Consider the following 21,597-nt stretch of genomic DNA (forward strand, 5'->3'; position numbering starts at 1 on the left):
CTCAAGTCACAGCGCAAGCGGCGAAGCGTGCGGTCAGCTGCGGAACACCACGGTTCGGCTGCCATTGATCAGGACGCGGTCCTCCAGATGCAGGCGTACGGCTTCGGCCAGCACGCGCCGTTCGATGTCGCGGCCCTTGCGCACCATGTCTTCGGGCGTGTCTGCATGCGTCACCGCCTCGACGTCCTGATGAATGATCGGGCCTTCGTCGAGATCCGCCGTCACATAATGCGCGGTGGCGCCGATCATCTTCACGCCACGCGCATGGGCTTGGTGATAGGGCTTGGCGCCCTTGAAGCCCGGCAGGAACGAGTGGTGGATGTTGATGCAGCGGCCCGACAGGTACGCCGCCATCTCGTCCGAGAGGATCTGCATGTAGCGCGCCAGCACCACCAGTTCGGCCCGCGTCTCCTCGACCAGCGCGCGCACTTGCGCTTCCTGCTGCGCCTTTGTCTCTTTCGTGACCGGCAAGTGGTAAAACGGAATGTCGTCACCGAGCATCAGCGTGTTGATCGCATCTCGGGGGTGGTTGCTGACCACGCCGACGATCTCCATCGCGATCTCGCCAATGCGCTGGCGGTAGAGCAGATCGGCCAGGCAATGGTCAAACTTGCTCACCAGCAACAGCACCCGGCGCGGCCGATCGCGCCGCAGCATCGACCATGCCATGCCGTATTCGTGCGCGATGGCACCAAAGCCCTCGCGGATTTCCTCACGATCGGCAGCACCGGGATCGAAAGCCACGCGCATGAAGAACTTGTCTTCATCCAGATCGTTGAACTGCTGCGCCTCGATGATGTTGCTGCCCATCTGAGCAAGGTAGCCGGTCACCCTGGCTACTATGCCCGGACGGTCAGCGCACGACAAGGCAAGGATCAGCGGTTCGGACACATCTGACCCCTTACGATCCGGCGCGGTTGGAAAGAGCTACCTCACTCTCGGCCAGGAGAGCCGCCATGATCTCGGCGACCGGCTCTTCCTTGGTCACCATGCCGACGGACTGCCCGGCCATGACCGAACCGCTCTCGACATCGCCATCGATCACCGCGCGGCGCAGCGCGCCGGCCCAGAAGTGCTCGATCTGGAGTTGCGCCTCGCCCATGTTGACTTCTCCGGCATCGAGCAGGCGCGCGACCTCGATCTGCTTGGCGGTGAATTCCTCGGTGCCCTTGTTCTTGAGCGCGCGCACCGGGATCACCGGCAGGCGCGGATCGACCTGTACCGACGCGATCGCATCGCGGGCCGAGGCGCGGAAGAACATCTTCTTGAAATCGGGATGGGCGATGGATTCGCTGGCACAGGCAAAGCGCGTGCCGAGTTGCACGCCCGCCGCGCCCATTTCCAGATAGCCCGCCATCGCCTCGCCCCGACCGATACCGCCCGCGACGAACACGAGGTTCTCGGCTGCCAGGCTCGGCAAGATTTCCTGCGCAAGCACCGAGGTCGAGACCGGGCCGATGTGGCCGCCTGCTTCCATGCCCTCGATCACCAGCGCGTCAGCGCCCGAACGCAGCAGCTTCTTGCCCAGCGCCAGCGTGGGCGCAAAGCAGATCACTTTGGCTCCATGAGCCTTGATCGCCTCGACACTGCCCTTGGGCGGAATGCCGCCCGCCAGCACGACGTGGGTCACGCCATGCTTCGCGCAGACCTCGATCAGGTCAAACAGTTGCGGATGCATGGTGATCAGGTTCACGCCGAAAGGCTTGGAAGTCAGCGCCTTGGTCCCGGCGATCTCGGCATCGAGAAGCTCAGGCGTCATCGCCCCGCAGGCAATCACGCCGAAGCCGCCGGCATTGCTGATCGCCGAGACGAGATTGCGTTCGGAAACCCACGACATTGCGCCGCAAAGGATCGCGGTTTCGCTGCCGAGGAATTCGCATCCGCGCGCCATCAGCGCGGACGTCTTTGCATGTGCGGGCATTGAAGCTCCCTGAACCCGTTTCACGAACTCTGGCATCGGGTTCGTCCCGGCCAGCCCCGCGCCTTAGGCCCGCCAACCCGCCCGGGCAAGCGGAACAAGCGATGATCGCGCGCGTTTTAATCTATAAATCCGATCAGACTTATATCCTTAATCGACTTGGGCGAATAGACACCCGGCGTTATCCTGCCCCCATCGAACGATCACTGGAGGAGAGACACAGATGAACATGCAAGGCAAATGCCCCGTCATGCACGGGGCCATCACTGAGAGCGGCACGTCCGTTACCGACTGGTGGCCGAATTCGCTGAACCTCGACATCCTGCACCAGCACGACTCCAAGACCAACCCGATGGGGAAGGACTTCGACTACCCCGAAGCCCTGAAGACGCTCGACATCGAGGCGTTGAAGCAGGACATGCGCGCGCTGATGACCGACAGCCAGGACTGGTGGCCCGCAGACTGGGGCCACTACGGCGGGCTGATGATCCGCATGTCCTGGCACGCGGCCGGGTCCTACCGCATCGCCGACGGACGCGGCGGCGGCGGCACCGGCAACCAGCGCTTCGCCCCGCTCAATTCCTGGCCCGACAACGTCAGTCTCGACAAGGCGCGGCGCCTGCTGTGGCCGCTCAAGAAGAAGTACGGCAATGCCGTGAGCTGGGCCGACCTGATCGTGCTCGCCGGCACGATCGCCTACGAGACGATGGGCCTCAAGACCTTCGGCTTCGGATTCGGCCGCGAAGACATCTGGCATCCGGAAAAGGACGTGTACTGGGGCTCCGAGAAGGAGTGGCTGGGCAAGGACCGCTATGCCAGCTCGGACGAGACGTCGCTCGAAAATCCGCTCGCCGCAGTGCAGATGGGCCTCATCTATGTCAATCCGGAAGGCGTCGACGGCAAGCCCGACCCGCTCAAGACCGCCGAAGCCGTGCGCGAGACATTCGCCCGCATGGCGATGAACGACGAGGAAACCGTCGCGCTGACCGCAGGTGGCCACACCGTGGGCAAGGCGCACGGCAATGGAGATGCGTCGAAGCTCGGTCCCGATCCCGAAGCCGCGGACGTCGAGGCGCAGGGCTTCGGCTGGGCCAATCCGGGCGGCAAGGGCATGGGCCGCGATACCGTGACCAGCGGCATCGAAGGCGCCTGGACGAGCGATCCGACGAAGTTCGACATGGGCTATTTCGACATGCTGCTCGACCACGAATGGGAAATCCGCTCAAGCCCGGCCGGTGCCCGTCAGTGGATGCCGGTCGAGATCGCCGAGGCGGACATGCCGGCCGACGTGGAGGATCCTTCCATCCGCACCATGCCGATGATGACGGATGCCGACATGGCTATGAAGGTGGACCCGGCCTACCGCGCGATCATGGACAAGTTCCGCGCCGACCCGGCCTATTTCGCGGACACCTTCGCGCGCGCTTGGTTCAAGCTGACGCACCGCGATATGGGGCCCAAGGCCCGCTATTTCGGTCCGGACGTGCCCGCTGAGGACCTGATCTGGCAGGACCCGGTTCCCGCAGGTTCGACCAGCTATGACGTCGATGCTGTCAAGGCGAAGATCGCCGCGAGCGGCCTTTCAGTGGCCGACATGATCTCCACCGCCTGGGACAGCGCGCGGACCTATCGCGGCTCTGACATGCGCGGCGGCACAGACGGTGCCCGCATCCGCCTTGCCCCGCAGAAGGACTGGGTAGGCAACGAGCCCGAACGTCTGGCGCGCGTGCTGGCGGTGTTGGAACCGATCGCTGCCGCAACCGGGGCCAGCGTGGCCGACACTATCGTGATCGCCGGCAACCTCGGCGTCGAAATGGCAGCGAAGGCGGCAGGCTACGCCATCGCGGTGCCGTTCACGCCGGGCCGGGGCGATGCCACCGATGCCACGACCGACGCGGACTCCTTTGCGCCGCTCGAGCCGCTGGCAGACGGTTACCGCAACTGGCTGAAGCAGGACTATGCCGTAAAGCCTGAGGAACTGCTGCTTGACCGTACACAACTCATGGGTCTCACCGCCGCGGAAATGACCGTGCTGGTAGGCGGCATGCGGGCGATCGCCACCAACCATGGCGGCACGAAACATGGCGTCTTCACCGACCGCGAAGGTGCGCTGACGACGGACTTCTTCGTCAACCTGACCGATATGGCCTATTCGTGGAAACCGGCCGGACAGGGCGCCTACGAAGTGGTCGAGCGCAAGACCGGCGCGGTGAAATGGACCGCAACGCGCGTCGATCTGGTGTTCGGTTCGAACTCCGTGCTCAGGGCCTATGCCGAAGTCTATGCCCAGGACGACAATGCCGGGAAGTTCGTGAACGACTTCGTCGCGGCCTGGACCAAGGTGATGGACGCGGGGCGCTTCCAGATCGGCTGATCCTGACCATTGCGGTGGCGCCGGGCATGGCAAGCTGCCTGTCGCCGCCGATCCTTCCGGGCGTTCCCCTCACTGCCCGGAAGGATCCACTGCCCCGCTCCCGTCTCGATATGGGGGCGGGGTTTTGCTGTTCTCTTGATAATGCAACATTCCGGTGCGAGGCTCCGCCCCCATGGATGTGCAAGAGCTTTACGCAGCTAAACTGATGTCCGCCGAAGCGGCATCCCAACTGGTTCCGTCCGGCAGCCATGTAGCCATGGGCATGGCCGTGGCAGAACCGCCCGCCCTGCTCGCTGCGCTCGCGCAGCGAGTGGATGCGGGCAGCCTCTCCGGCATGCGGCTGTGGTATTTCCACTCGATGGCCCATGCCGCCAAAAGCGTGCTGCGCCGCGATCTGCTGGGCCGGGTGCGCCCGCATTGCATGTTCCTGAGCAGTGTCGAGCGTTCGCTGATGAAAGCCGATCCCTCGGTCAGCGAGGAAATGATCGACTTCGTGCCGACCGCCTTCAGTGCCTCGCCGCAACTGCTGCGCGAAGAGGTCGAGCTGGATACCTGCGTGACCATGGTCTCGCCGATGGGCAAGCATGGTTATTTCACCTTCGGCACCGCGAACGACTATACCTCGGTCGCGGCCCGCGCGGCGAAACGCCTGATCGTGGAGGTCAATCCGCTGATGCCGCGCGTGTTCGGCGAATCGCCATTGCATGTCTCTGAAGTCGACGCGATCGTCGAGAACCGCTCGCCATTGATCGAAGTGGGCGAGCATCCCGCCGCGGCCGAGGACGAGGCCATCGCAGAGATCGTCGCGGGCATGATCGACGACGGCGCCTGCCTGCAGATGGGCATCGGCAACCTGCCGATCGAGGTCTGCAAGCGCCTGACCACACGCAAGGACCTTGGCATCCACACCGAACTGCTCACCCCGTCCTTTGCCGGACTGATGCATTGCGGCGCCGTCAACAACCGCCGCAAGGCGACGTTCCCGGGACGTTCGGTCTTCACGTTCGCAATGGGCGACACCGCCTTCTACGAATGGCTGGACGACAATCAGGCGGTCTATTCGCTGCCGGTCGACGTGGTGAACGATCCGCGCCACATCGCCAAGAACGACAATGTCGTCTCGGTCAACGCGACGCTGCAGATGGACTTGTCCGGCGCCTGCAATTCCGAACACATGCTGGGGCACCAGTATTCGGGCTCGGGCGGCCAGCTCGATTTCGTGCGCGGTGCCAATGCCTCAAAAGGCGGCATCTCGATCATCGCCTGCCGCTCGACTGCCAAGGACGGCGCCGTCAGCCGCATCGTCCCCAAGCTCGAAGGCCCGGTGACTACACCGCGCAACGACGTGCACTGGATCGTCACCGAATTCGGCGCGGCGAACCTGCGCGGAAAATCCCTGCGCGAACGCGCCGAGGCGATGATCAATCTCGCGCATCCCCGGTTCCGGGACGAGCTGGCGAAGGCCCTCTGACCCTCAGATCCGCGTAGCGCCGAGCCGCCCCGTCCAGTGTTCGTGGCACGCCTTTAGTTCGCGATCGAGCCCAAGACCCAGCTTTTCGGGATCGAGCACTTCAAGCAGCTCGAACACGAAGCTGTCCGCACCGTGCGCATTCCATGCCGCCTGCAGCGAGCGGTGTGGGTTGCCGCCCTGCCGCAGCGTGAAGAACACGCGATTGGGGACCGTCGAAAGGTCGGGCGCCCGCCCGGCCCAAACTTCTCCACTCGCCGTGCACCGGATCGCAAAGATGCCGGGCTCGACCTTGCGTTCGCGATATTCGGCAAGCGCCGCCTTGCGCTGGGTTCTGTCCATACGTCACTCGAATCCATCTTCTGTTATTTTTACCCGGATAAATTGACTCGCACCAAAAATCAATTTACCCGGATATAACTTCTTTTGGAACGCACCTCATGACCGGCCCATGCACTGCCTTTCTGGACAACAAGCGTATCGCACGAGGCGCGCCAGGCGAGCTTGCTGCTGCCTTGCGCGGCCGGGAAGCGGGTGTACTGGTGTTCGACGACGCCACCGGCAAAGTTGTCGACCTTGACTGGCGGGAGACCGCGGTGCCGCCCCCTGGACCCGCTCAGGCACGCAAGCGGGGGCGCCCCAAGCTGGGGGTCGTTCCCCGCGAGGTCACGCTGCTGCCCCGGCACTGGGACTGGCTCGGCCAGCAACCCGGCGGCGCCTCGCAGGCGCTGCGGCGCCTCATCGACGAAGCCCGCAAGGCCGATCAGGGGCGCGTTACGCGCCGCGCCGCGCAGGACCGCGCCTATCGTTTCATGTCCGCCATGGCTGGCGATTTCCCGCACTTCGAACAGGCCTCGCGCCTGCTCTTCGCCGGGGACGCGCAAGGCCTCGCCGCCATCACCGCACAGTGGCCTGCCGACGTGCACGCCTACCTCAGCCAACTGCTCCAAGCCCCCGAAGGAGATACCCCGTGAGTACCCGCCAGACCCTCCTGACGGATTTCATCGAACGCGTCTGGAACAGGGGCGAAAGCGCGGCGGTGCCGGAATACCTTGCGCCGCTCTACACCATCCACCACGACCCCGGCGATCCCTGGGAAGGCCGCAGCCTCGATCAGGCAGGCTTCATCGAGCGGCTCGAATCCTCGCGCGCACCCTTCCCCGATCAGCGCTTCAACATCCTGCACATCAGCGAAAGCGGAAACTCGGTCATCATCGCCTGGACCTGGCTCGCCACCCATCGCGAGGCGGCTGCCGGCTTCCCGGCCAGCGGGCGGCAGATCGCGATGTCGGGCGCGAGCATTTACGATTTCGACGAGGCGGATCGCCTCACCGGACACTGGCAAGTGGCGGACCGGCTGGGCGTGTTCCAGCAACTGCAGGCGAATGCTGCCGCCAATAGGTAAACGTCTGACGCACAAAGCCAAAGGGAACCTGCGTAACCGGGACCTTCATCAAAACTAACCGGGCCCATGCGATTGCCCCCACATCGACGGCTCTTTCCGGCAGCCTTCGCCCCAAGAACAAGAAGGAGCACCGGTGACCCGCTTCCGCACGATCAACACCGCCAAGTCCATCGACACCGCCGATCAGACCTTCTGTACGATCATGCTGGTGGAGGACTCGGCGGCCATGGCGCTTATGCTCAAATCGCGCATCGAAGCCGAAACCACCAGCGAAGTGGAGTGGTGCAAGACTTACGCAGAAGCCTCGCAGGCGCTGGCCGACCATCGCCCCAGCCTTGCGGTCACGGGTATGAATCTGCCCGATGCCCCCGATGGCGAGATCATCGATCTGCTCGAGGAAGAGAACGTCCCGACCATCCTGTTCACCGCCACGCTCAACCGCAAGACGCGCGAACGCGCCAGTGCGCCGCACATCGTCGACTATTTCATCAAGGATGCAAAGGACACGGTCGACCACATCACCCGCACCATCCAGCGGGTCACCAATGCCGCGGTCGCCTCGATCCTGATCGTGGACGACAGCGAAAGCGCCCGGCTGGTCCTTGCCGAGATCCTCAGCCTGCAGAACTACAAGATCTATCAGGCCGACTGCGGCGCGGCGGCGTTGGCTGCGCTCGAGGCGCATGACGACATCCAGCTCGTCATCACCGACTTCCACATGCCCGACATGGACGGCCAGGAACTGACCCGTCGCATCCGGGCCGCCTATCCGCCCGAGCGGATGCGCATCATCGGTGTGTCAGCGAGCGCCGACCCCTACCTTTCGGCAGCACTGCTCAAGGCCGGTGCCTCGGACTTCGTCTACCGCCCCTACATCGCCGAGGAAGTGAAGAGCCGCATTGCCGGCAACATCGAGACGCTGAACCAGATGCGGCGCCTCCAGTTCCTCGCGGAACGCGATTTCCTCAGTGGCATGTACAACCGCCGCGCCTTCTTCGAGCGGGCGCAGACCATGCTGACGCAAGTCGCCAGGAAGGGGGCTCCAGCCTCGCTTGCCATCATCGACATCGATGACTTCCGCAAGATCAACGACACCTATGGCCACGATGTCGGCGATCAGGTGGTACAGACCGTCGCCAAGGTCATTCACAATGTCCTCTCGCGCCACAAGAGCGTCTCGGCGCGCTTTGGCGGGGAAGAGTTCGTCGTGCTGCTGGCCGAGATGAGCAACGAAGCGGCTGTCGCCGTGGCCGAAGACCTGCGCCTTGCGATTTCGCAGGCCGTGATCCCCCACAACCAGACGAAGCTGCAGATCACCGCCTCGATCGGCGTCGCCGTTGCCCAGCCGGGCGAAACGCTCGCCAACAACCTCAACGCCGCCGACCAGATGCTCTACATGGCCAAGGAAAAAGGCCACGACCGCGTCTGCGCCGACGCCGAGTTCTACCGCACGGCATAACCCTCCCCCTGCGGAGGAGGATCAGACCTTACGCCGCAGCGTCGAGCCCGTACGCGGTGTGCAGCACGCGCACGGCCAGTTCGGTTTCGTCTGCATCGATCAGTACCGAAACCTTGATCTCGCTGGTGGAGATGGCCTGGATGTTGATAGCGCGGTCGGCCAGCGTCTTGAACATCGTGCTGGCCACCCCTGCGTGGCTGCGCATGCCCACGCCGACAACGCTGATCTTGGCCACATTGTCGTTAGAGATCAGGCGATAGAAACCGATCGCTTCCTTGCGCTCTTCCAGCATCGCCAGCGCGCGGGCGAGGTCGGACTGCGGCACCGTAAAAGTGACATCGGTCTCGCCCTTGTCCTTGGCGACGTTCTGGATGATCATGTCCACGTTGATGTTCGCCTCGGCCAGCGGGGCAAAGATCGAAGCCACCGCACCCGGTCGGTCGGGCACGCGGGTGAGAGTAACCTTCGCCTCGTTCTTGTCGGCGGCGATACCGGTGATCAGCTGGCGTTCCATGTCGCTTCCTTCAAGTTCTTCGTCGCTGACGATCATCGTTCCGGGCAGGGTGTCTGCGGCAGGCGCGGTCTCGTCGATGAACGAGGAGAGCACCTGCACGCGCACGCCCTCCTTCATCGCAAGGCTGACCGAGCGGGTCTGCAGCACCTTGGAACCGACCGAGGCCAGTTCGAGCATTTCTTCATAGGTGACCAGCGGCAGCTTGCGCGCCTTGGCCACGATGCGCGGGTCGGTGGTATAGACACCATCGACGTCGGTGTAGATGTCGCAGCGATCTGCCTTCACGGCAGCGGCGACCGCCACGGCCGAAGTGTCCGAACCGCCCCGGCCCAGTGTAGTCACACGGCCCTGGGGGGACAGCCCCTGGAAGCCTGGGATCACGGCGATTTCGCCCGCCGCCATCGAAGCAAGCAGCGCGCCGGAATCGATATCCTCGATGCGCGCCTTGGCATGCGCATCATCAGTCTTGATGGGCATCTGCCAGCCCAGCCAGGAACGGGCCTTGCAGCCCATCGCCTGCAGCGTCAGCGCCAGCAGGCCTGACGTGACCTGCTCGCCCGAGGCCACGACGACGTCGTACTCGGCGGGATCGTAGAGCGCATTCGCCTCACGGCAGAAGTTGACGAGACGGTCGGTTTCGCCAGCCATGGCCGAAACCACCACCGCGACTTCATGCCCGGCTTCCTGCTGGCGTTTGACGATCCCCGCCACGCGCCGGATGCGCTCGGATCCGGCCATCGAGGTGCCGCCGAATTTCATCACGATACGTGCCAAGGTGCCGGTGCTCCCTGTGTCGTTGGCCACGCGCCCGGCAGACAAACCGGAACGCGCGAGTGGATAAGAGTTCGGCGCGCTGTTAGGGACGAGTGATGGACAATGCAACTGGCAGGGCAACAGAGACGATCGACCCCAGGGAAGCGGCGCATTTCGGTGCGCTGGCAGCCGATTGGTGGGATCCGGACGGCTCCTCGGCCATGCTGCACAAGCTCAACCCGGTGCGGCTTGCCTTCATCCGCGCCGCCATCGATTCGCATTTCGGCAGCGATTCGCGCGCTTTGCGCCCGCTTTCCGGCAAGCGCGCGCTCGATGCCGGATGCGGCGCCGGGCTGCTGTGCGAACCGCTCGCGCGGCTCGGCGCGCAGGTCACCGGCGTCGATGCCGCGCCCGAGAATATCGCGGCCGCCAAGGGCCATGCCGATGCAATGGGTCTGCCCATCGACTACCGGCAGGGCGAACTGGGCATGCTGGGCCTCTCCGGCTTCGATCTTGTATGCTCGCTCGAAGTGATCGAGCATGTCACCGACAAGGCCGCCTTTATGAGGAACCTCTCGGACGCTCTCGCGTTTGACGGCCTGATGATCCTGTCCTGCCCCAACCGCACGCCCGCATCGCGCCTGCTTCTGGTCGAGGCAGCTGAGCGGCTCGGCAAAGTCCCGCGCGGCACGCATGACTGGAGCCAGTTCGTCACGCCCGAAGAGTTGGCGGAACTGGTCGCAGGCGCAGGCCTCGTGCCCGGCGCACCGAAGGGCATCAGTTGGTCGCCGACGCAGGGGCTTCACCTCTCGGACGACCTGTCGCTCAACTACATCGTGACGGCCCGCAAGGCGTAAGAAGGGTCACGCCATGGACGGTATGATCGATATCGCCATGGCTGTGGCCGGTCTTGCCATGGCCGCGCTCCTGTTCTGGCCCCGCGTCGCGCGTGCCAAGCTGTGGCGGGCGACCGTAACGCCGCTCGCTTCGATCATCGGCAGCGGGTTCCTGATCCTCGGCCCGATCCTGACCGACTCGTTCGGCACCTGGGGCATTCTCGCGATGGCCCTGCTGTGCCTCGTCGGCTACCTGTTCGGCGCCGCGATCCGCTACAACATGGAGCGCATCGACGAGCCCGATCTCGACACCGTGACGGCCGACCGCATCGAATGGCTCTCAAGCTGGGCGCTCGCCTTCGCCTACGTGATCTCGGTCGCCTACTACCTCAACCTGTTCGGCGCCTTCGCCGCGCGCATCTTCGGCGCGCCGTCCGAACTGCTCGGCCGCGAGATCACCACCGGGGCCTATATGCTAATCCTGATCGCGGGGTTGACCAAAGGCTTCTCCCTGCTCGAACGGATGGAGCAGGCGACCGTCTCCATCAAGCTGATCGTCATTGCCGCACTGGTCGCGGCGCTGGCCGTTCACGCCGGAGTTGAATGGGATGGCCACCATCTCAAGGAAAGCGGCATGAAATTGGGGCCGATCGGGTCGATCCAGCTCCTGTTCGGACTGATCGTCACGGTGCAGGGTTTCGAGACCAGCCGCTATCTCGGCAGCCATTACAGCTCGGGCGTGAGGCAGGTCTCAATGCGGCTCTCGCAATGGATCGCGACCGGTATCTACCTCGCCTATGTCGTACTTCTCGCGGTCAGCTTCGAAAGCGGAACCTTCGCGCTCGACGAGACAGCGATCATCGACCTGATGCGCTCGGTTTCCGCCGTGCTCGGCCCGCTGCTGATCCTCGCCGCGCTGAGCGCGCAATTCAGCGCGGCAGTGGCCGATACCAATGGCACCGGCGGGCTGTTCGCGGAACTCACCAAGGGGCGGATCAGCCCGAAACTGACCTACCTCGGCCTTGTCGGCACCGGCCTTGCCCTGACCTGGCTCGCCGACGTCTTCGAAATCATCAGCTACGCCAGCCGGGCCTTTGCGTTCTATTACGCGCTGCAATCGGCACTGGCCGCGATCCGCGCATGGGTCGGCGGCGCGCCCAAACGCCGGAAACGGCGCTGCCTGGGCTTCGTGCTGCTGACTGTGCTCGGCCTTGCTGCAGCCGTGTTCGGCGCGCCGGTTGAGGGGTAGTACCCGCCTGGGAACTACCGGTTCGCCCGCCTTCGCATGACACTCTCTCCAAAAGGGAGAGAGACAATGGACAAGCTGCGCGTCATCCAGTGGACCACCGGCAAGGTCGGCAAACATGCGCTGCGGGCGATCCTCGACGATCCGCGCCTTGAACTGGCGGGGTGCTATGCCTGGTCCGAAGACAAGAAAGGGCAGGACGCAGGCGACCTGTGCGGGCGTCCGAAAACCGGGATCACGGCGACCAACGACATCGAGACACTAATCGCGCTGGGTGCAGACACGGTGCTCTACACCCCGTTCGAAGCGGATCTGGAGCAGGCTATCCGGCTGCTCGAAAGCGGGCTGGATGTGGTATCCACCAACCTCTTCCTCAATCTGGGCGGTATTCGCGGCGAAGTGAAGGACCGCCTGGAAGCCGCCTGCGCGAAAGGCAACAGCTCGCTCTACATCACCGGTATCAATCCCGGCTGGATCAACTCGGTGATGGCCAGCATGACCGCTATCTGCCGCGACGTCGAAAGCGTCTCGATCACCGAATCGGCCGACTGCTCGGTCTATGAATCGGTGGAGACCTGGAGCTTCCTCGGCATGGGCGAACCGGGCGGCGCAACCGGGGAACTGATGGGCCGCGCGGAGGCCTGGCTCATCTTGTTCCGTGATGCCGTAGAACGGATCGGCGCAGCGCTGGGTCTCGCCTTCGACGAAATCGAATTCTTCTGTGAATACGCCACCGCCGCCGAAAAAGTCGATCTCGGCTGGTTCTGCATGGAGAAAGGCACCAACGCGGCGCTGCGCGGCGGCTGGAACGGCAAGGTGAACGGCAAAACCGCTGTCAACATCACGGTGATCTGGTATCTCACCAAGACGCTCGCCGAAGGCTGGGACATCGACGACGACCAGTACCGCCTTACAGTGCAGGGCGAACCCAGCATCGACATGCGCATGCGACTGATTCCCGCCGAACACTGGAAAAACCACGACTGGGACATCATGACCGCGCTGCCCGCGGTATCCGCCGTTCCGCAGATCAAGGCCGCACGTGCAGGCGTGCTCGGTCTACTCGACGTCGGGCTGCCGGTGGCCCCCATGGGCGAATGGATCAGGGCGCGAAGCTGAACAGTTCGCCAATGGCCTCGCGCGCCAGCCGCTCGCGCTGCTCCCAATCGCCACAAATGCGCACGTAGGGCACGCCGGCACGGGTCAGCATCTCCTCGGCCAGATCTGCGAAGCGCGACCGTTTTTCGTACTCGCCGAAGAAGCGGGTGCCATCGTCGAACCACGGCACATCGGGCGCGAACAGCAGGTAAAGGTCCGCCTTGGGATAGGCCATGAGCGCCTCCGGCACTTCGCCGAACAGCATCTGCGCCCAGGCTGCCGTCATGAGCTGATCAGTATCCAGCACCAGAAGCGGAAGCTCGGTCACCATCGCCTTGCGGTTCTCCGCCGCCTGCCCTTCGGCTATGGCTAACAGGTCCACCATCTCGAGACTGGTACCGCGTTGCTCGCAGTAGGCGCGGCCGTATTCGGGAACCCAGGGATATCCCAGTTTGCCGGCGAGCACCGTCTTGCCCGTGCTTTCGGGTCCGTGCAGGCAGACAGTCTTCATGCGGTCATGAGCTTGGCTTCCGGGTTGTCCTTGGCCGCCTGCATCCATTCCTTGAGGCCGAGCAGAGACATCACCAGCATCCCGCCATAGAGCCCTGCCGTGGGGTTCAGCCCGCGGTTGATGTAAAGCAGGATCGCGGCGATATCGATCGCGATCCACAGGATCCAGTTCTCGATCCGCCGGAACGCCAGCAGGATCTGCGCGGAAACGCTGGCCCCGGCGATCGCCGAATCGGCAAAGGGCATGACCGCATCGGTGAAGCGGTGCATCACCCAGCCCAGATTCAGGCTCACCGCGAGCGTCGCCGTTACCCAGACCGCGCGGCTCATGTTATCGAGCCAGCGCACCGGCACCCGGCTGTCCTTGCCGTCGACCTTGAGCCAAAGCCACCAGCCCCAGCCTTGTGCCATGAAAAAGAACACCTGCAGCCCGGCCTCGGCATAGAGCCGCTTTTCCCAGAACACGAAGATGTACAGCGCCACCATGATCATGCCGAACGGGTAGTTCCACACCGTGCGCCAGATCAGCAGGGCAATGTTGATCACGCCGAAACAGGCCGCGACCCATTCGAGCATTGCGAGAGTTTCGGGGTTCATGCCAGTGCGGCCTCCCACTCGGCTTCCTTGAAGCCCACCAGCAGGCCGCCCGGATATTCCACCACGGGCCGCTTGATGGTGCTGGGATGGGCCTGCATGACCGTCACGGCCTTCGCAGCATCGAGACCGGCCTTGTCCTCTTCAGGCAGCTTGCGAAAGGTAGTGCCAGCACGGTTGAGCACCTTTTCCCAACCGGCCGCCGCAACCCAGCTTTCCAGTCTGGCAGGATCGGCCCCTTCCTTCTTGTAGTCGTGGAAGGTGTAATCGATGCCTTGTGCTTCCAGCCACTTGCGCGCCTTTTTAACAGTATCGCAGTTCGGAATTCCGTAAAATCCGAGTGTCATGCCAGCCCCCCTGAAGCACTGCCTCTCGTGTACCGGCGCACATCGGGCTGGTCGCACGAATAAACGGTGTAGCAGTCGTAATATTCGCTTCTTCCGCGATTTTGAACAGCCCTGTGTTCAAAATGACCTGCCCAGGCGCGCGCATCGGCTTCGCTGGCCCATTCCGAGATGGTAACGGTTTCCCCATCTTCGGCCGTGAAACTCTTGTATGAAACGAAACCCGGCTGCGCGCGCGCCAGTTCCGCCATGCGCGCTGCATCGGCCAGATAGGCCGCAGCGTCCATGTCTGCCCTTTTGCGGCTCCGGAATACATTCATGTACATGATCGGAACTTTGCCCGCGGGCAGGCCGTTCGACAAGCTGAACCCATCATCAACTCTGCATCAGACACGCAATTTTCGTCCACGCGGTGTCCCAGCCCGCGCATTCGAACCGCAGGACGCTGGACAAACCGAGCAACGCGCGACAAAGCGCGAGGCATGAGCGTGAACAGCTTCGGCCGCCTTTTCCGTTTCACCACCTGGGGCGAAAGCCACGGGCCCGCGATCGGCGCCGTCGTCGACGGGTGCCCACCGGGTCTTGCCATCAACGAGGGCGCGCTCCAGCCGTTCCTCGACGCGCGCCGCCCGGGCCAGTCGAAATTCACCACCCAGCGGCAGGAGCCGGATCAGGTCCGCATCCTCTCGGGTGTGTTCGAGGGCAAGACGACGGGCACACCGATCAGCCTGATGATTGAGAACGTCGACCAGCGCTCCAAGGACTATTCAGATGTCGCCAAGGCCTATCGCCCTGGTCATGCCGACTATGCCTATGACACCAAGTACGGTTTCCGGGACTATCGCGGCGGCGGGCGCAGTTCCGCGCGCGAAACCGCCAGCCGCGTGGCGGCGGGCGGCGTGGCGCGGCTGGTGATCCCGGAAGTGACGATCCTCGCCTATGTCTCCGAGATCGGCGGCGACGCGATCGACATGGCGAACTTCGATGCGGCCGAGATCGGCAACAACCCGTTCTTCAGCCCCGACGCCGCCGCTGCTGCGCGCTGGGAAGCGATCGTCGATAATGCCCGCAAGTCCGGCTCCTCGGTCGGCGCGGTGGTCGAGTGCGTGGCGACCGGCCTGCCCGCAGGCTGGGGCGCGCCGCTCTACGGCAAGCTCGATGCCGACCTTGCCGCCGCGATGATGGGAATCAATGCGGTCAAGGGCGTGGAGATCGGAGACGGCTTCGCCGCCGCGCGCCTGACCGGCGAACAGAACGCCGATCCGATGCGCCCCGGCACCGATGGACCGCTGTTCGATGCCAACCATGCGGGCGGCATCGCAGGTGGCATCTCGACCGGCCAGCCGGTAGTGGTGCGCGTGGCCTTCAAGCCGACCAGCTCGATCCTGACCCCGCAGCCGACGATCACCCGCGACGGCGAGGCGACCGAATTGTTCACCAAGGGCCGCCACGACCCCTGCGTGGGCATTCGTGGCGTACCGGTGGTCGAGGCGATGATGGCGCTGGTTCTGGCCGACCAAAAGCTGCTCCACCGGGGACAGTGCGGGTAAGTCAGTCAGGCTTCCATCATCCCAGCCTGCACTGGGATCACGTCATTTCTACAAATCCATCACGCTGGGCTTGCTCGATCGCTCGATCATGCCCGTCGTGCGCATGCCGTCCCAAGTATAGAACGCATGGCTCTGCTGGACGATCGGCCAGTCCTTGGGCCAGTCCGGCGGAAGCACGTGGCCGCCGCGCGAGCGCGTGTTGGTGAAGGTGACGCCGTCGATGGCAATGCGTTCGCCCTCCAGCGTTTCCAGCACCAGCGGCACCGGCTCGCCGCCCGTCACCAGCTTGCGCAGCCAGGGCAGCTCCACCGGGCGCGCACCGACGCGGCGACCGTCGCTGCCGATCACCCAGGCTTCCTCGTAAGTCGGCTCGCCATCGTCGCGCGGCGGATAGGCGTTGAGACCGAAGGCGCGCCCATCGGGGAAGACGGCAGACATCCAGCAATGCCCGGTGAAGCCCGCGAAGGCGCGGAAACCGGTGCGGCGGATGCGCAGGCCATTGGCCTTGAAGGTGTGGTGCTCGCCACCGATGGTCAAAGTGCCCGTGCAATGGAACAGCTGCTCGTAACGCGGGCTCATGAAATCGCCCTGCTTGCCGCCCATCGCCGCCGCAGCCTCAGGCGTCATCGTGCCCGGCTGCCAGGGAATCGCGGCCATTTCCATGTCGATGTCGAACGACACGTCGACCCACTTCTTCTCTTCGAAGTCGGGATTTTCGAGGATCTCCTGCGCGCTCGTCTCGGCCACAGGTCCTTCGAAGCGCACGGTCCAGCGGCGAAACTGCTCGACACATTCAAATCGCATCGGCCCGGTGGCCCGCACCGTGGGCTTGCCTGCAGGGCCGATCGCACTCCGCGTCTCGCCATCGCCGCGCCGCGAATAGAGGCGGCCGTCGGCAAAGGCGATGTCCAGCCACATTTCGTGCCGGTCCCATTGCTCTGCCACTGCCTCGACACCTACACGCATCGCGAAGAGGCCGTTTTCCTCCTCGATCCACACGTTCACTGCATCGCGCACGCCGTCCTCTGGACGCGCATCGAGCACATATTCGCGTTCGCTCGGGATGCCGCCAGACAGGTCCGCCAGAGTCTCCGCCACCGTCGTTCTCCCTCTCCATTTCGTTATGGGAGGGAAGCTGTCATGCCTCGCGCTCGAGGTCACGCCCCGACGCAAGCGCGGGGGCGATATCCCGATTGCCCGCAGCGACAGACCTCAGGCGTAAGGGGGCTTGTGCAGGCCCTTGGGACTGGTCGTGAAAATCTCGCAGCCGTCCTCTGTGATGCCGATCGAATGCTCGAACTGCGCCGAGAGCGACTTGTCGCGGGTTACCGCCGTCCAGCCGTCATTGAGGAGCTTCACCGGCGGCTTGCCGAGGTTGATCATCGGCTCGATGGTAAAGAACATGCCCGGCTTGATCAGCGGTCCGGTGCCCGGACGGCCGGCGTGGACCACTTCGGGCGCGTCGTGGAACAGGCGGCCAAGGCCATGGCCGCAGAATTCGCGCACCACGCCGAAACGGTTCGCTTCGGCATAGGCCTGAATGGCAGCGCCGATGTCACCGATGCGGTTGCCCGGCTTGGCCTGTTCGATGCCGATCATAAGGCATTCATAGGTCACATCGACCAGACGGCGCGCCTTCAGCGAAGGCTCGCCTGCAAAGTACATGCGGCTTGAATCGCCATGCCAGCCGTCGAGCAGCGGGGTCACGTCGATATTGAGGATGTCACCTTCCTTCAGCGTCTTTTCCGAAGGAATGCCATGACACACGACGTGGTTGATGGAGATGCAGGACGAATGTGCATAGCCGCGATAGCCCAGCGTCGCCGGCACCGCTCCGCCGTCCAGCGTCAGTTCGCGAACCTTGTCGTCGATGGCGGCGGTGCTGACTCCTGGCTGCACCATCGGCGCGATTTCGTCGAGAATTTCGGCGGCAAGGCGCCCGGCCTTGCGCATGCCCTCGAAAGCTTCGGGACCGTGCAGCTTGATCGTGCCGTCGCGCAGGACGGTTTCATTTCCGGGTTCGACAATCTGGTATTCACTCATGGCGCCCATATAGCGCTGCTGCGAACGAATTGCGAGATGGGCGGCGGAAAGCTTACTGACCCACCGAAAAACTGTTTCGGTACTGCGGCTTGAGAGTCGCCATAATCTTGCCCGTCACCGGCAATGTCACCTCGTATGTCCCTTCCGCATAAGGCCCGGCCTCGTAAGGCGCGACCAGAATGCCGATGCGATCAAACGTCTGGCCGTTGGACGATCCCACGATCAGCGTCTGCGCCACCGGATCGATGCATTCGGTGAAGATCTGCCCGCTGTCGCGCTGAACCGGTTCGCCGCGCCGAGTCTCGCGCTCCTTATCGAGCGCGTCGCAGAATGGTTCACGGATCGCATTGCGCAGTGAATCGGTGCTGGTGAACAGATCGCGCGGCTTGCGCACGGCCTCCGCGCGGCGATCCCAGAGCAGCGAATCGAAATTGCTCATGCCGTGCGCGCCCCCGGAAAAGCTGTAGAGTTCCGCCGAGAGCGACAGCCAGCCGGGCAGGTCGGTCACCACCTGCCACTTCGCCCCGTAGCTGTGCTGGTGAAAAGGAAACCCTTCCTTCTTCGCTGCCTTCTGGTCGTCACTCGAAGACGAGGCAAGCTTCTCGCGCTCCTGATAGATCCGGGTGTCGAACAGGTCCTTGAGGCGGGGAATGGCCCCCGCGGCATCCGGGTAGGAGAAGGCGAATTCATAAAGATCATTCGACGCGTCTACCGTACGTCCAGTTTCCGTCGGCATTTCGGACGGCTCCGCGCTCGGTTCCTCTGTGGCTTCGGGCAATTCGACGGAGGCGGCCGCCATGCTGGTGCTACCGTCCGCTGGCACGGAAGCGTCCTGTCCGCCCGTGCACCCACCCGCAGCCAACAGTATCGCCAATGCCCAACCATTCCGCCGCATCAAAATTCCTCTCGCGTTCGCGCTCGCGGCAAGGCTAGAGAATACACGCATGAGCGACAAGAATGCATTGATCCAGCCTGATCGCGGCCAGAAAGCCATTGCCATCCACCTCGTCGACAAGGACGGGCTGGAAGCCTTCCTCAAGGACCGCCCCCCCGCGCAGCGTGCCGCGCTGTCCGCCCACAAATTCGCGGCGGATGGCTACGACTTCGCGATCATCCCCGACGGGGAGGACTGGGCCGTCGTTTCGGGCGTCGCGAACACCGCCGATCTTTCAAGCTGGTGCATGGCCAAGCTGGCAGAGAAGCTGCCCGCCGGAACCTACCGCCGCGTGGGCGGTGAACCTGGCCCGGCGATGTTCGGCTGGATTACCGGCCAGTACCGATTCGACCGCTACCTGTCCGAGCCCGACGAGGAAGGTCCCCGCATTCTCCTGACCGGTGAACCAAAAGCCATCGAGGCAATCACGGCCGAGGCCGAAGCGGTGATGCTGGTACGCGACCTCGTCAACACGCCGGCGGAGGACATGGGGCCTGCCCAGCTCGAGGCGGAGGCGGAAAGCCTGCACAAGGCCTTCCGGTCCGAAATCCGCGTGACGCGCGGCGACATGCTCGAACGCGAGTTCCCGATGGTGCACGCGGTCGGTCGCGCCGCCGCACGCAGCCACGCCCCGCGCATGATCGAGCTTGAATGGGGCGATCCCAAGCATCCCCGGATCGCAATCATCGGCAAGGGCGTTTGCTTCGATTCGGGCGGGCTCGACATCAAGCCCTCATCGGGCATGCTGCTTATGAAGAAGGACATGGGCGGCGCTGCCCACGCCCTCGCCCTTGCCCGGCTGATCATGCAGGAACAGCTGCCGGTGCGGCTGCATCTCCTTGTTCCCGCGGTGGAAAATGCCGTATCCGGCAACAGCTTCCGTCCCGGCGACATTCTGAAAAGCCGCGCGGGCATTTCGGTTGAGATCGGCAATACCGACGCCGAGGGCCGCCTGATCCTGGCTGACGCGCTGGCCCGCGCAGGCGAGAGCGAACCCGAACTGATCATCGACTTCGCCACCCTGACGGGGGCTGCACGCGTAGCGGTGGGGCCCGACCTTCCGGCCCTGTTCACACGCGAGGATGCGACGGCCGATGCCCTGCTGAGCGCAGGCAAGGCCGCCGACGACGCCTGCTGGCGCCTGCCTCTCCACGATGGGTACCGCGAATACCTGAAATCCGATGTTGCGGACATCAACAACGCTGGCACCGGCGGCTTTGCCGGCGCCAGTACAGCGGCCCTGTTCCTCGACAAATTCGTGCCCAAGGGCATCGACTGGGCGCACTTTGACACTTTCGCCTGGCGACCCGCAGCCAAGCCGGGCCGCCCCAAGGGCGGCGCCGCGCTGGGCCTTCGCGCCGCGTGGCACATGTTGAGCACGCGCTATGGCCAAACAGGCGGCTAAACTTGCGATCCGGCCATGACCCGGCTAAGCGCGCCCATCTTTGCCTTTGGAGACGCACCGACGTTGGCCGCCGACGATTCCTATACCCGCCCCTTCACGGTTGAGGGCATGCTGGCCATGACCGGGCCGAGCGTAACGGCGGATCCCGGCTGTCTCCCGGTGCGCGGCGATCTGGCGCATATCAAGCTCGCGGGGCGGTACTTCGTGCCGCACTACGCGGTGCCGATGCCGCACACGATCAAGGATGGTGCCATCCTGCGCACGGCAAGTCGGGCCGATGGCGAATTAGTAATGGACCTGCCCAAGGGCAGCATCTTCAACGTGCTCGACATCGCCGGTAACTGGGCCTGGGGCCAGCTTGGCGAAGATGGTCAGGTCGGCTACGTCGCGCTCGACCAGCTTCAAGCGGTGACGTGATGGCCGCAAGCGTTTTCATCGACGGAGCCGCAGGCACCACCGGCCTGGAAATCGCCGACCGGCTCTCGGGCCGCGGCGAATTCGAACTCGTGATTCTCGACGACGAGCGGCGAAAGGACGATGCTGCGCGTGCCGAGGCGCTCAACGATGCCGATTTCGTGATCCTGTGCCTGCCCGACGATGCCGCGAAGGCTGCCGTCGGCATGATCCGCAACGATCGCACGCGGGTAATCGATGCCTCGTCCGCCCACCGCGTCGCGCCGGGCTGGACTTACGGTTTTCCCGAAGTGACTGGCCGCGAGGCTGTCGCCGCCGCCCGCTTCGTCAGCAATCCGGGCTGTTATCCCACCGGCTTCATCGCCCTGCTGGCGCCGCTGGTGAAAGGCGGGTTGCTGCCTTCGACCTGGCCCTATGTGTGTCACGCGGTATCGGGCTATTCCGGTGGCGGCAAGGCCCTGATCGCGCGGTTCGAGGACGATCGGGACATCGCCTACCGTGCTTACGGCCTGGCCATGGGACACAAGCACGTGCCCGAGATGCTGGCGCACGCCGGCATCGACCATGCCCCCGTCTTCGCCCCCGCCGTGGTACCCGCGCACCGGGGCATGATGGTGGAAGTGCCGTTGCACCTGTCGATGATGGGCAAGGCAGCCAGCCCCTCCGAACTGCGCGCGGCACTGACCGCCTATTACGGCGCCAGCCCGATCGTGACGGTGGAAAGCGACAAGC

At 64.2% G+C, this 21,597-nt stretch carries 23 protein-coding genes; 12 read left to right on the forward strand and 11 right to left on the reverse strand.

What is annotated here, in order from left to right:
- Positions 1 to 33: 33 nt before the first annotated feature.
- Together purU and MTR64_RS07175 are read right to left on the reverse strand one after the other, a co-directional pair.
- Entirely contained in the window at positions 34 to 891 is an 858-nt protein-coding gene (purU, locus tag MTR64_RS07170; protein WP_243992277.1) for a formyltetrahydrofolate deformylase, read from the reverse strand.
- A gap of 10 nt (positions 892 to 901) precedes the next feature.
- Entirely contained in the window at positions 902 to 1,921 is a 1,020-nt protein-coding gene (locus MTR64_RS07175; RefSeq protein WP_243992279.1) for an NAD(P)H-dependent flavin oxidoreductase, read from the reverse strand.
- A 220-nt stretch (positions 1,922 to 2,141) separates the two neighbouring features.
- On the opposite strand from MTR64_RS07175, the gene katG reads away from it, so the two are divergent.
- Together katG and MTR64_RS07185 are read left to right on the forward strand one after the other, a co-directional pair.
- Positions 2,142 to 4,292 (forward strand): catalase/peroxidase HPI, encoded by a 2,151-nt coding sequence (katG, locus tag MTR64_RS07180; protein WP_419144922.1) that lies wholly within the window; start codon positions 2,142 to 2,144, stop codon positions 4,290 to 4,292.
- Between the two features lie 172 nt (positions 4,293 to 4,464).
- Positions 4,465 to 5,763: an acetyl-CoA hydrolase/transferase family protein gene (locus tag MTR64_RS07185; RefSeq protein WP_243992281.1), complete on the forward strand. Its 1,299-nt coding sequence runs from the start codon at positions 4,465 to 4,467 to the stop codon at positions 5,761 to 5,763.
- Between the two features lie 3 nt (positions 5,764 to 5,766).
- Here MTR64_RS07185 and MTR64_RS07190 read toward each other — a convergent pair whose 3' ends face one another.
- A complete protein-coding gene (locus MTR64_RS07190) occupies positions 5,767 to 6,102 on the reverse strand; it encodes a GIY-YIG nuclease family protein (RefSeq protein WP_243992283.1) in 336 nt (111 codons plus the stop codon).
- A gap of 98 nt (positions 6,103 to 6,200) precedes the next feature.
- On the opposite strand from MTR64_RS07190, the gene MTR64_RS07195 reads away from it, so the two are divergent.
- The 3 genes from MTR64_RS07195 to MTR64_RS07205 all read left to right on the forward strand — a co-directional run bounded on the left by MTR64_RS07195 (position 6,201) and on the right by MTR64_RS07205 (position 8,624).
- A complete protein-coding gene (locus tag MTR64_RS07195) occupies positions 6,201 to 6,734 on the forward strand; it encodes a DUF2239 family protein (RefSeq protein WP_243992285.1) in 534 nt (177 codons plus the stop codon).
- A complete protein-coding gene (locus MTR64_RS07200; protein ID WP_243992287.1) occupies positions 6,731 to 7,165 on the forward strand; it encodes an ester cyclase in 435 nt (144 codons plus the stop codon). Before MTR64_RS07195 ends, MTR64_RS07200 begins: the two co-directional genes overlap by 4 nt.
- A gap of 133 nt (positions 7,166 to 7,298) precedes the next feature.
- Positions 7,299 to 8,624, forward strand: coding sequence for a diguanylate cyclase (locus MTR64_RS07205; RefSeq protein WP_243992289.1), 1,326 nt, complete (start codon positions 7,299 to 7,301; stop codon positions 8,622 to 8,624).
- A gap of 28 nt (positions 8,625 to 8,652) precedes the next feature.
- Here MTR64_RS07205 and MTR64_RS07210 read toward each other — a convergent pair whose 3' ends face one another.
- Positions 8,653 to 9,912 carry an aspartate kinase gene (locus MTR64_RS07210; RefSeq protein ID WP_419144923.1) on the reverse strand — a complete coding sequence of 420 codons (1,260 nt, stop codon included), beginning with the start codon at positions 9,910 to 9,912 and terminating at the stop codon, positions 8,653 to 8,655.
- 95 nt (positions 9,913 to 10,007) lie between these two features.
- On the opposite strand from MTR64_RS07210, the gene ubiG reads away from it, so the two are divergent.
- From ubiG to MTR64_RS07225, 3 genes are all read left to right on the forward strand, one after another.
- Positions 10,008 to 10,748: a bifunctional 2-polyprenyl-6-hydroxyphenol methylase/3-demethylubiquinol 3-O-methyltransferase UbiG gene (ubiG, locus tag MTR64_RS07215; protein ID WP_243992291.1), complete on the forward strand. Its 741-nt coding sequence runs from the start codon at positions 10,008 to 10,010 to the stop codon at positions 10,746 to 10,748.
- Between the two features lie 13 nt (positions 10,749 to 10,761).
- Positions 10,762 to 11,976 (forward strand): hypothetical protein, encoded by a 1,215-nt coding sequence (locus tag MTR64_RS07220; RefSeq protein WP_243992292.1) that lies wholly within the window; start codon positions 10,762 to 10,764, stop codon positions 11,974 to 11,976.
- Between the two features lie 66 nt (positions 11,977 to 12,042).
- The gene (locus tag MTR64_RS07225) at positions 12,043 to 13,092 is read left to right on the forward strand and encodes a hypothetical protein (RefSeq protein ID WP_243992294.1); all 1,050 of its coding nucleotides are present in this window, start codon (positions 12,043 to 12,045) and stop codon (positions 13,090 to 13,092) included.
- Here the strand turns inward: MTR64_RS07225 and MTR64_RS07230 are convergent.
- The 4 genes from MTR64_RS07230 to MTR64_RS07245 are packed head-to-tail and all read right to left on the reverse strand — an operon-like array spanning position 13,076 to position 14,881.
- Positions 13,076 to 13,582, reverse strand: coding sequence for an AAA family ATPase (locus MTR64_RS07230; protein ID WP_243992297.1), 507 nt, complete (start codon positions 13,580 to 13,582; stop codon positions 13,076 to 13,078). The genes MTR64_RS07225 and MTR64_RS07230 overlap by 17 nt on opposite strands.
- Positions 13,579 to 14,178: a nicotinamide riboside transporter PnuC gene (gene pnuC, locus MTR64_RS07235; protein ID WP_243992299.1), complete on the reverse strand. Its 600-nt coding sequence runs from the start codon at positions 14,176 to 14,178 to the stop codon at positions 13,579 to 13,581. Before pnuC ends, MTR64_RS07230 begins: the two co-directional genes overlap by 4 nt.
- Positions 14,175 to 14,522: an arsenate reductase gene (locus tag MTR64_RS07240; RefSeq protein ID WP_243992300.1), complete on the reverse strand. Its 348-nt coding sequence runs from the start codon at positions 14,520 to 14,522 to the stop codon at positions 14,175 to 14,177. The genes pnuC and MTR64_RS07240 overlap by 4 nt, the downstream gene beginning before the upstream one ends.
- A complete protein-coding gene (locus MTR64_RS07245) occupies positions 14,519 to 14,881 on the reverse strand; it encodes an antibiotic biosynthesis monooxygenase (RefSeq protein ID WP_327194254.1) in 363 nt (120 codons plus the stop codon). The genes MTR64_RS07240 and MTR64_RS07245 overlap by 4 nt, the downstream gene beginning before the upstream one ends.
- A gap of 120 nt (positions 14,882 to 15,001) precedes the next feature.
- On the opposite strand from MTR64_RS07245, the gene aroC reads away from it, so the two are divergent.
- Positions 15,002 to 16,069, forward strand: coding sequence for a chorismate synthase (gene aroC / locus MTR64_RS07250; RefSeq protein ID WP_243992302.1), 1,068 nt, complete (start codon positions 15,002 to 15,004; stop codon positions 16,067 to 16,069).
- A 48-nt stretch (positions 16,070 to 16,117) separates the two neighbouring features.
- Here the strand turns inward: aroC and MTR64_RS07255 are convergent, their stop codons facing one another.
- The 3 genes from MTR64_RS07255 to MTR64_RS07265 all read right to left on the reverse strand — a co-directional run bounded on the left by MTR64_RS07255 (position 16,118) and on the right by MTR64_RS07265 (position 18,911).
- Positions 16,118 to 17,167, reverse strand: a complete 1,050-nt coding sequence (locus MTR64_RS07255) for a hypothetical protein (protein WP_243992304.1) — start codon at positions 17,165 to 17,167, stop codon at positions 16,118 to 16,120.
- A 114-nt stretch (positions 17,168 to 17,281) separates the two neighbouring features.
- Positions 17,282 to 18,112, reverse strand: coding sequence for a type I methionyl aminopeptidase (map, locus tag MTR64_RS07260; protein WP_243992306.1), 831 nt, complete (start codon positions 18,110 to 18,112; stop codon positions 17,282 to 17,284).
- A 52-nt stretch (positions 18,113 to 18,164) separates the two neighbouring features.
- Positions 18,165 to 18,911 carry a DUF3298 and DUF4163 domain-containing protein gene (locus tag MTR64_RS07265; protein ID WP_243992308.1) on the reverse strand — a complete coding sequence of 249 codons (747 nt, stop codon included), beginning with the start codon at positions 18,909 to 18,911 and terminating at the stop codon, positions 18,165 to 18,167.
- A 145-nt stretch (positions 18,912 to 19,056) separates the two neighbouring features.
- On the opposite strand from MTR64_RS07265, the gene MTR64_RS07270 reads away from it, so the two are divergent.
- The 3 genes from MTR64_RS07270 to argC form a co-directional block, all read left to right on the forward strand.
- Positions 19,057 to 20,451 (forward strand): leucyl aminopeptidase family protein, encoded by a 1,395-nt coding sequence (locus MTR64_RS07270; RefSeq protein ID WP_243992311.1) that lies wholly within the window; start codon positions 19,057 to 19,059, stop codon positions 20,449 to 20,451.
- 15 nt (positions 20,452 to 20,466) lie between these two features.
- A complete protein-coding gene (locus MTR64_RS07275; RefSeq protein ID WP_243992313.1) occupies positions 20,467 to 20,868 on the forward strand; it encodes an SH3 domain-containing protein in 402 nt (133 codons plus the stop codon).
- A partial coding sequence (argC, locus tag MTR64_RS07280; protein WP_243992315.1) for an N-acetyl-gamma-glutamyl-phosphate reductase occupies positions 20,868 to 21,597 on the forward strand: 730 nt, incomplete at its 3' end. The genes MTR64_RS07275 and argC, both read left to right, overlap by 1 nt.

This window comes from Novosphingobium album (ex Hu et al. 2023), assembly GCF_022832385.1.
GTDB lineage: Bacteria > Pseudomonadota > Alphaproteobacteria > Sphingomonadales > Sphingomonadaceae > Novosphingobium > Novosphingobium album.

Coding starts and splice junctions, on each gene's coding strand:
- MTR64_RS07175 (WP_243992279.1), bottom strand. CDS start 1,921: ATGCCCGCACATGCAAAGACGTCCGCGCTGATGGCGCGCGGATGCGAA.
- katG (WP_419144922.1), top strand. CDS start 2,142: ATGAACATGCAAGGCAAATGCCCCGTCATGCACGGGGCCATCACTGAG.
- MTR64_RS07185 (WP_243992281.1), top strand. CDS start 4,465: ATGGATGTGCAAGAGCTTTACGCAGCTAAACTGATGTCCGCCGAAGCG.
- MTR64_RS07190 (WP_243992283.1), bottom strand. CDS start 6,102: ATGGACAGAACCCAGCGCAAGGCGGCGCTTGCCGAATATCGCGAACGC.
- MTR64_RS07195 (WP_243992285.1), top strand. CDS start 6,201: ATGACCGGCCCATGCACTGCCTTTCTGGACAACAAGCGTATCGCACGA.
- ubiG (WP_243992291.1), top strand. CDS start 10,008: ATGGACAATGCAACTGGCAGGGCAACAGAGACGATCGACCCCAGGGAA.
- MTR64_RS07220 (WP_243992292.1), top strand. CDS start 10,762: ATGGACGGTATGATCGATATCGCCATGGCTGTGGCCGGTCTTGCCATG.
- MTR64_RS07225 (WP_243992294.1), top strand. CDS start 12,043: ATGGACAAGCTGCGCGTCATCCAGTGGACCACCGGCAAGGTCGGCAAA.
- MTR64_RS07230 (WP_243992297.1), bottom strand. CDS start 13,582: ATGAAGACTGTCTGCCTGCACGGACCCGAAAGCACGGGCAAGACGGTG.
- pnuC (WP_243992299.1), bottom strand. CDS start 14,178: ATGAACCCCGAAACTCTCGCAATGCTCGAATGGGTCGCGGCCTGTTTC.
- MTR64_RS07240 (WP_243992300.1), bottom strand. CDS start 14,522: ATGACACTCGGATTTTACGGAATTCCGAACTGCGATACTGTTAAAAAG.
- aroC (WP_243992302.1), top strand. CDS start 15,002: ATGAGCGTGAACAGCTTCGGCCGCCTTTTCCGTTTCACCACCTGGGGC.
- map (WP_243992306.1), bottom strand. CDS start 18,112: ATGAGTGAATACCAGATTGTCGAACCCGGAAATGAAACCGTCCTGCGC.
- MTR64_RS07265 (WP_243992308.1), bottom strand. CDS start 18,911: ATGGCGGCCGCCTCCGTCGAATTGCCCGAAGCCACAGAGGAACCGAGC.
- MTR64_RS07270 (WP_243992311.1), top strand. CDS start 19,057: ATGAGCGACAAGAATGCATTGATCCAGCCTGATCGCGGCCAGAAAGCC.
- MTR64_RS07275 (WP_243992313.1), top strand. CDS start 20,467: ATGACCCGGCTAAGCGCGCCCATCTTTGCCTTTGGAGACGCACCGACG.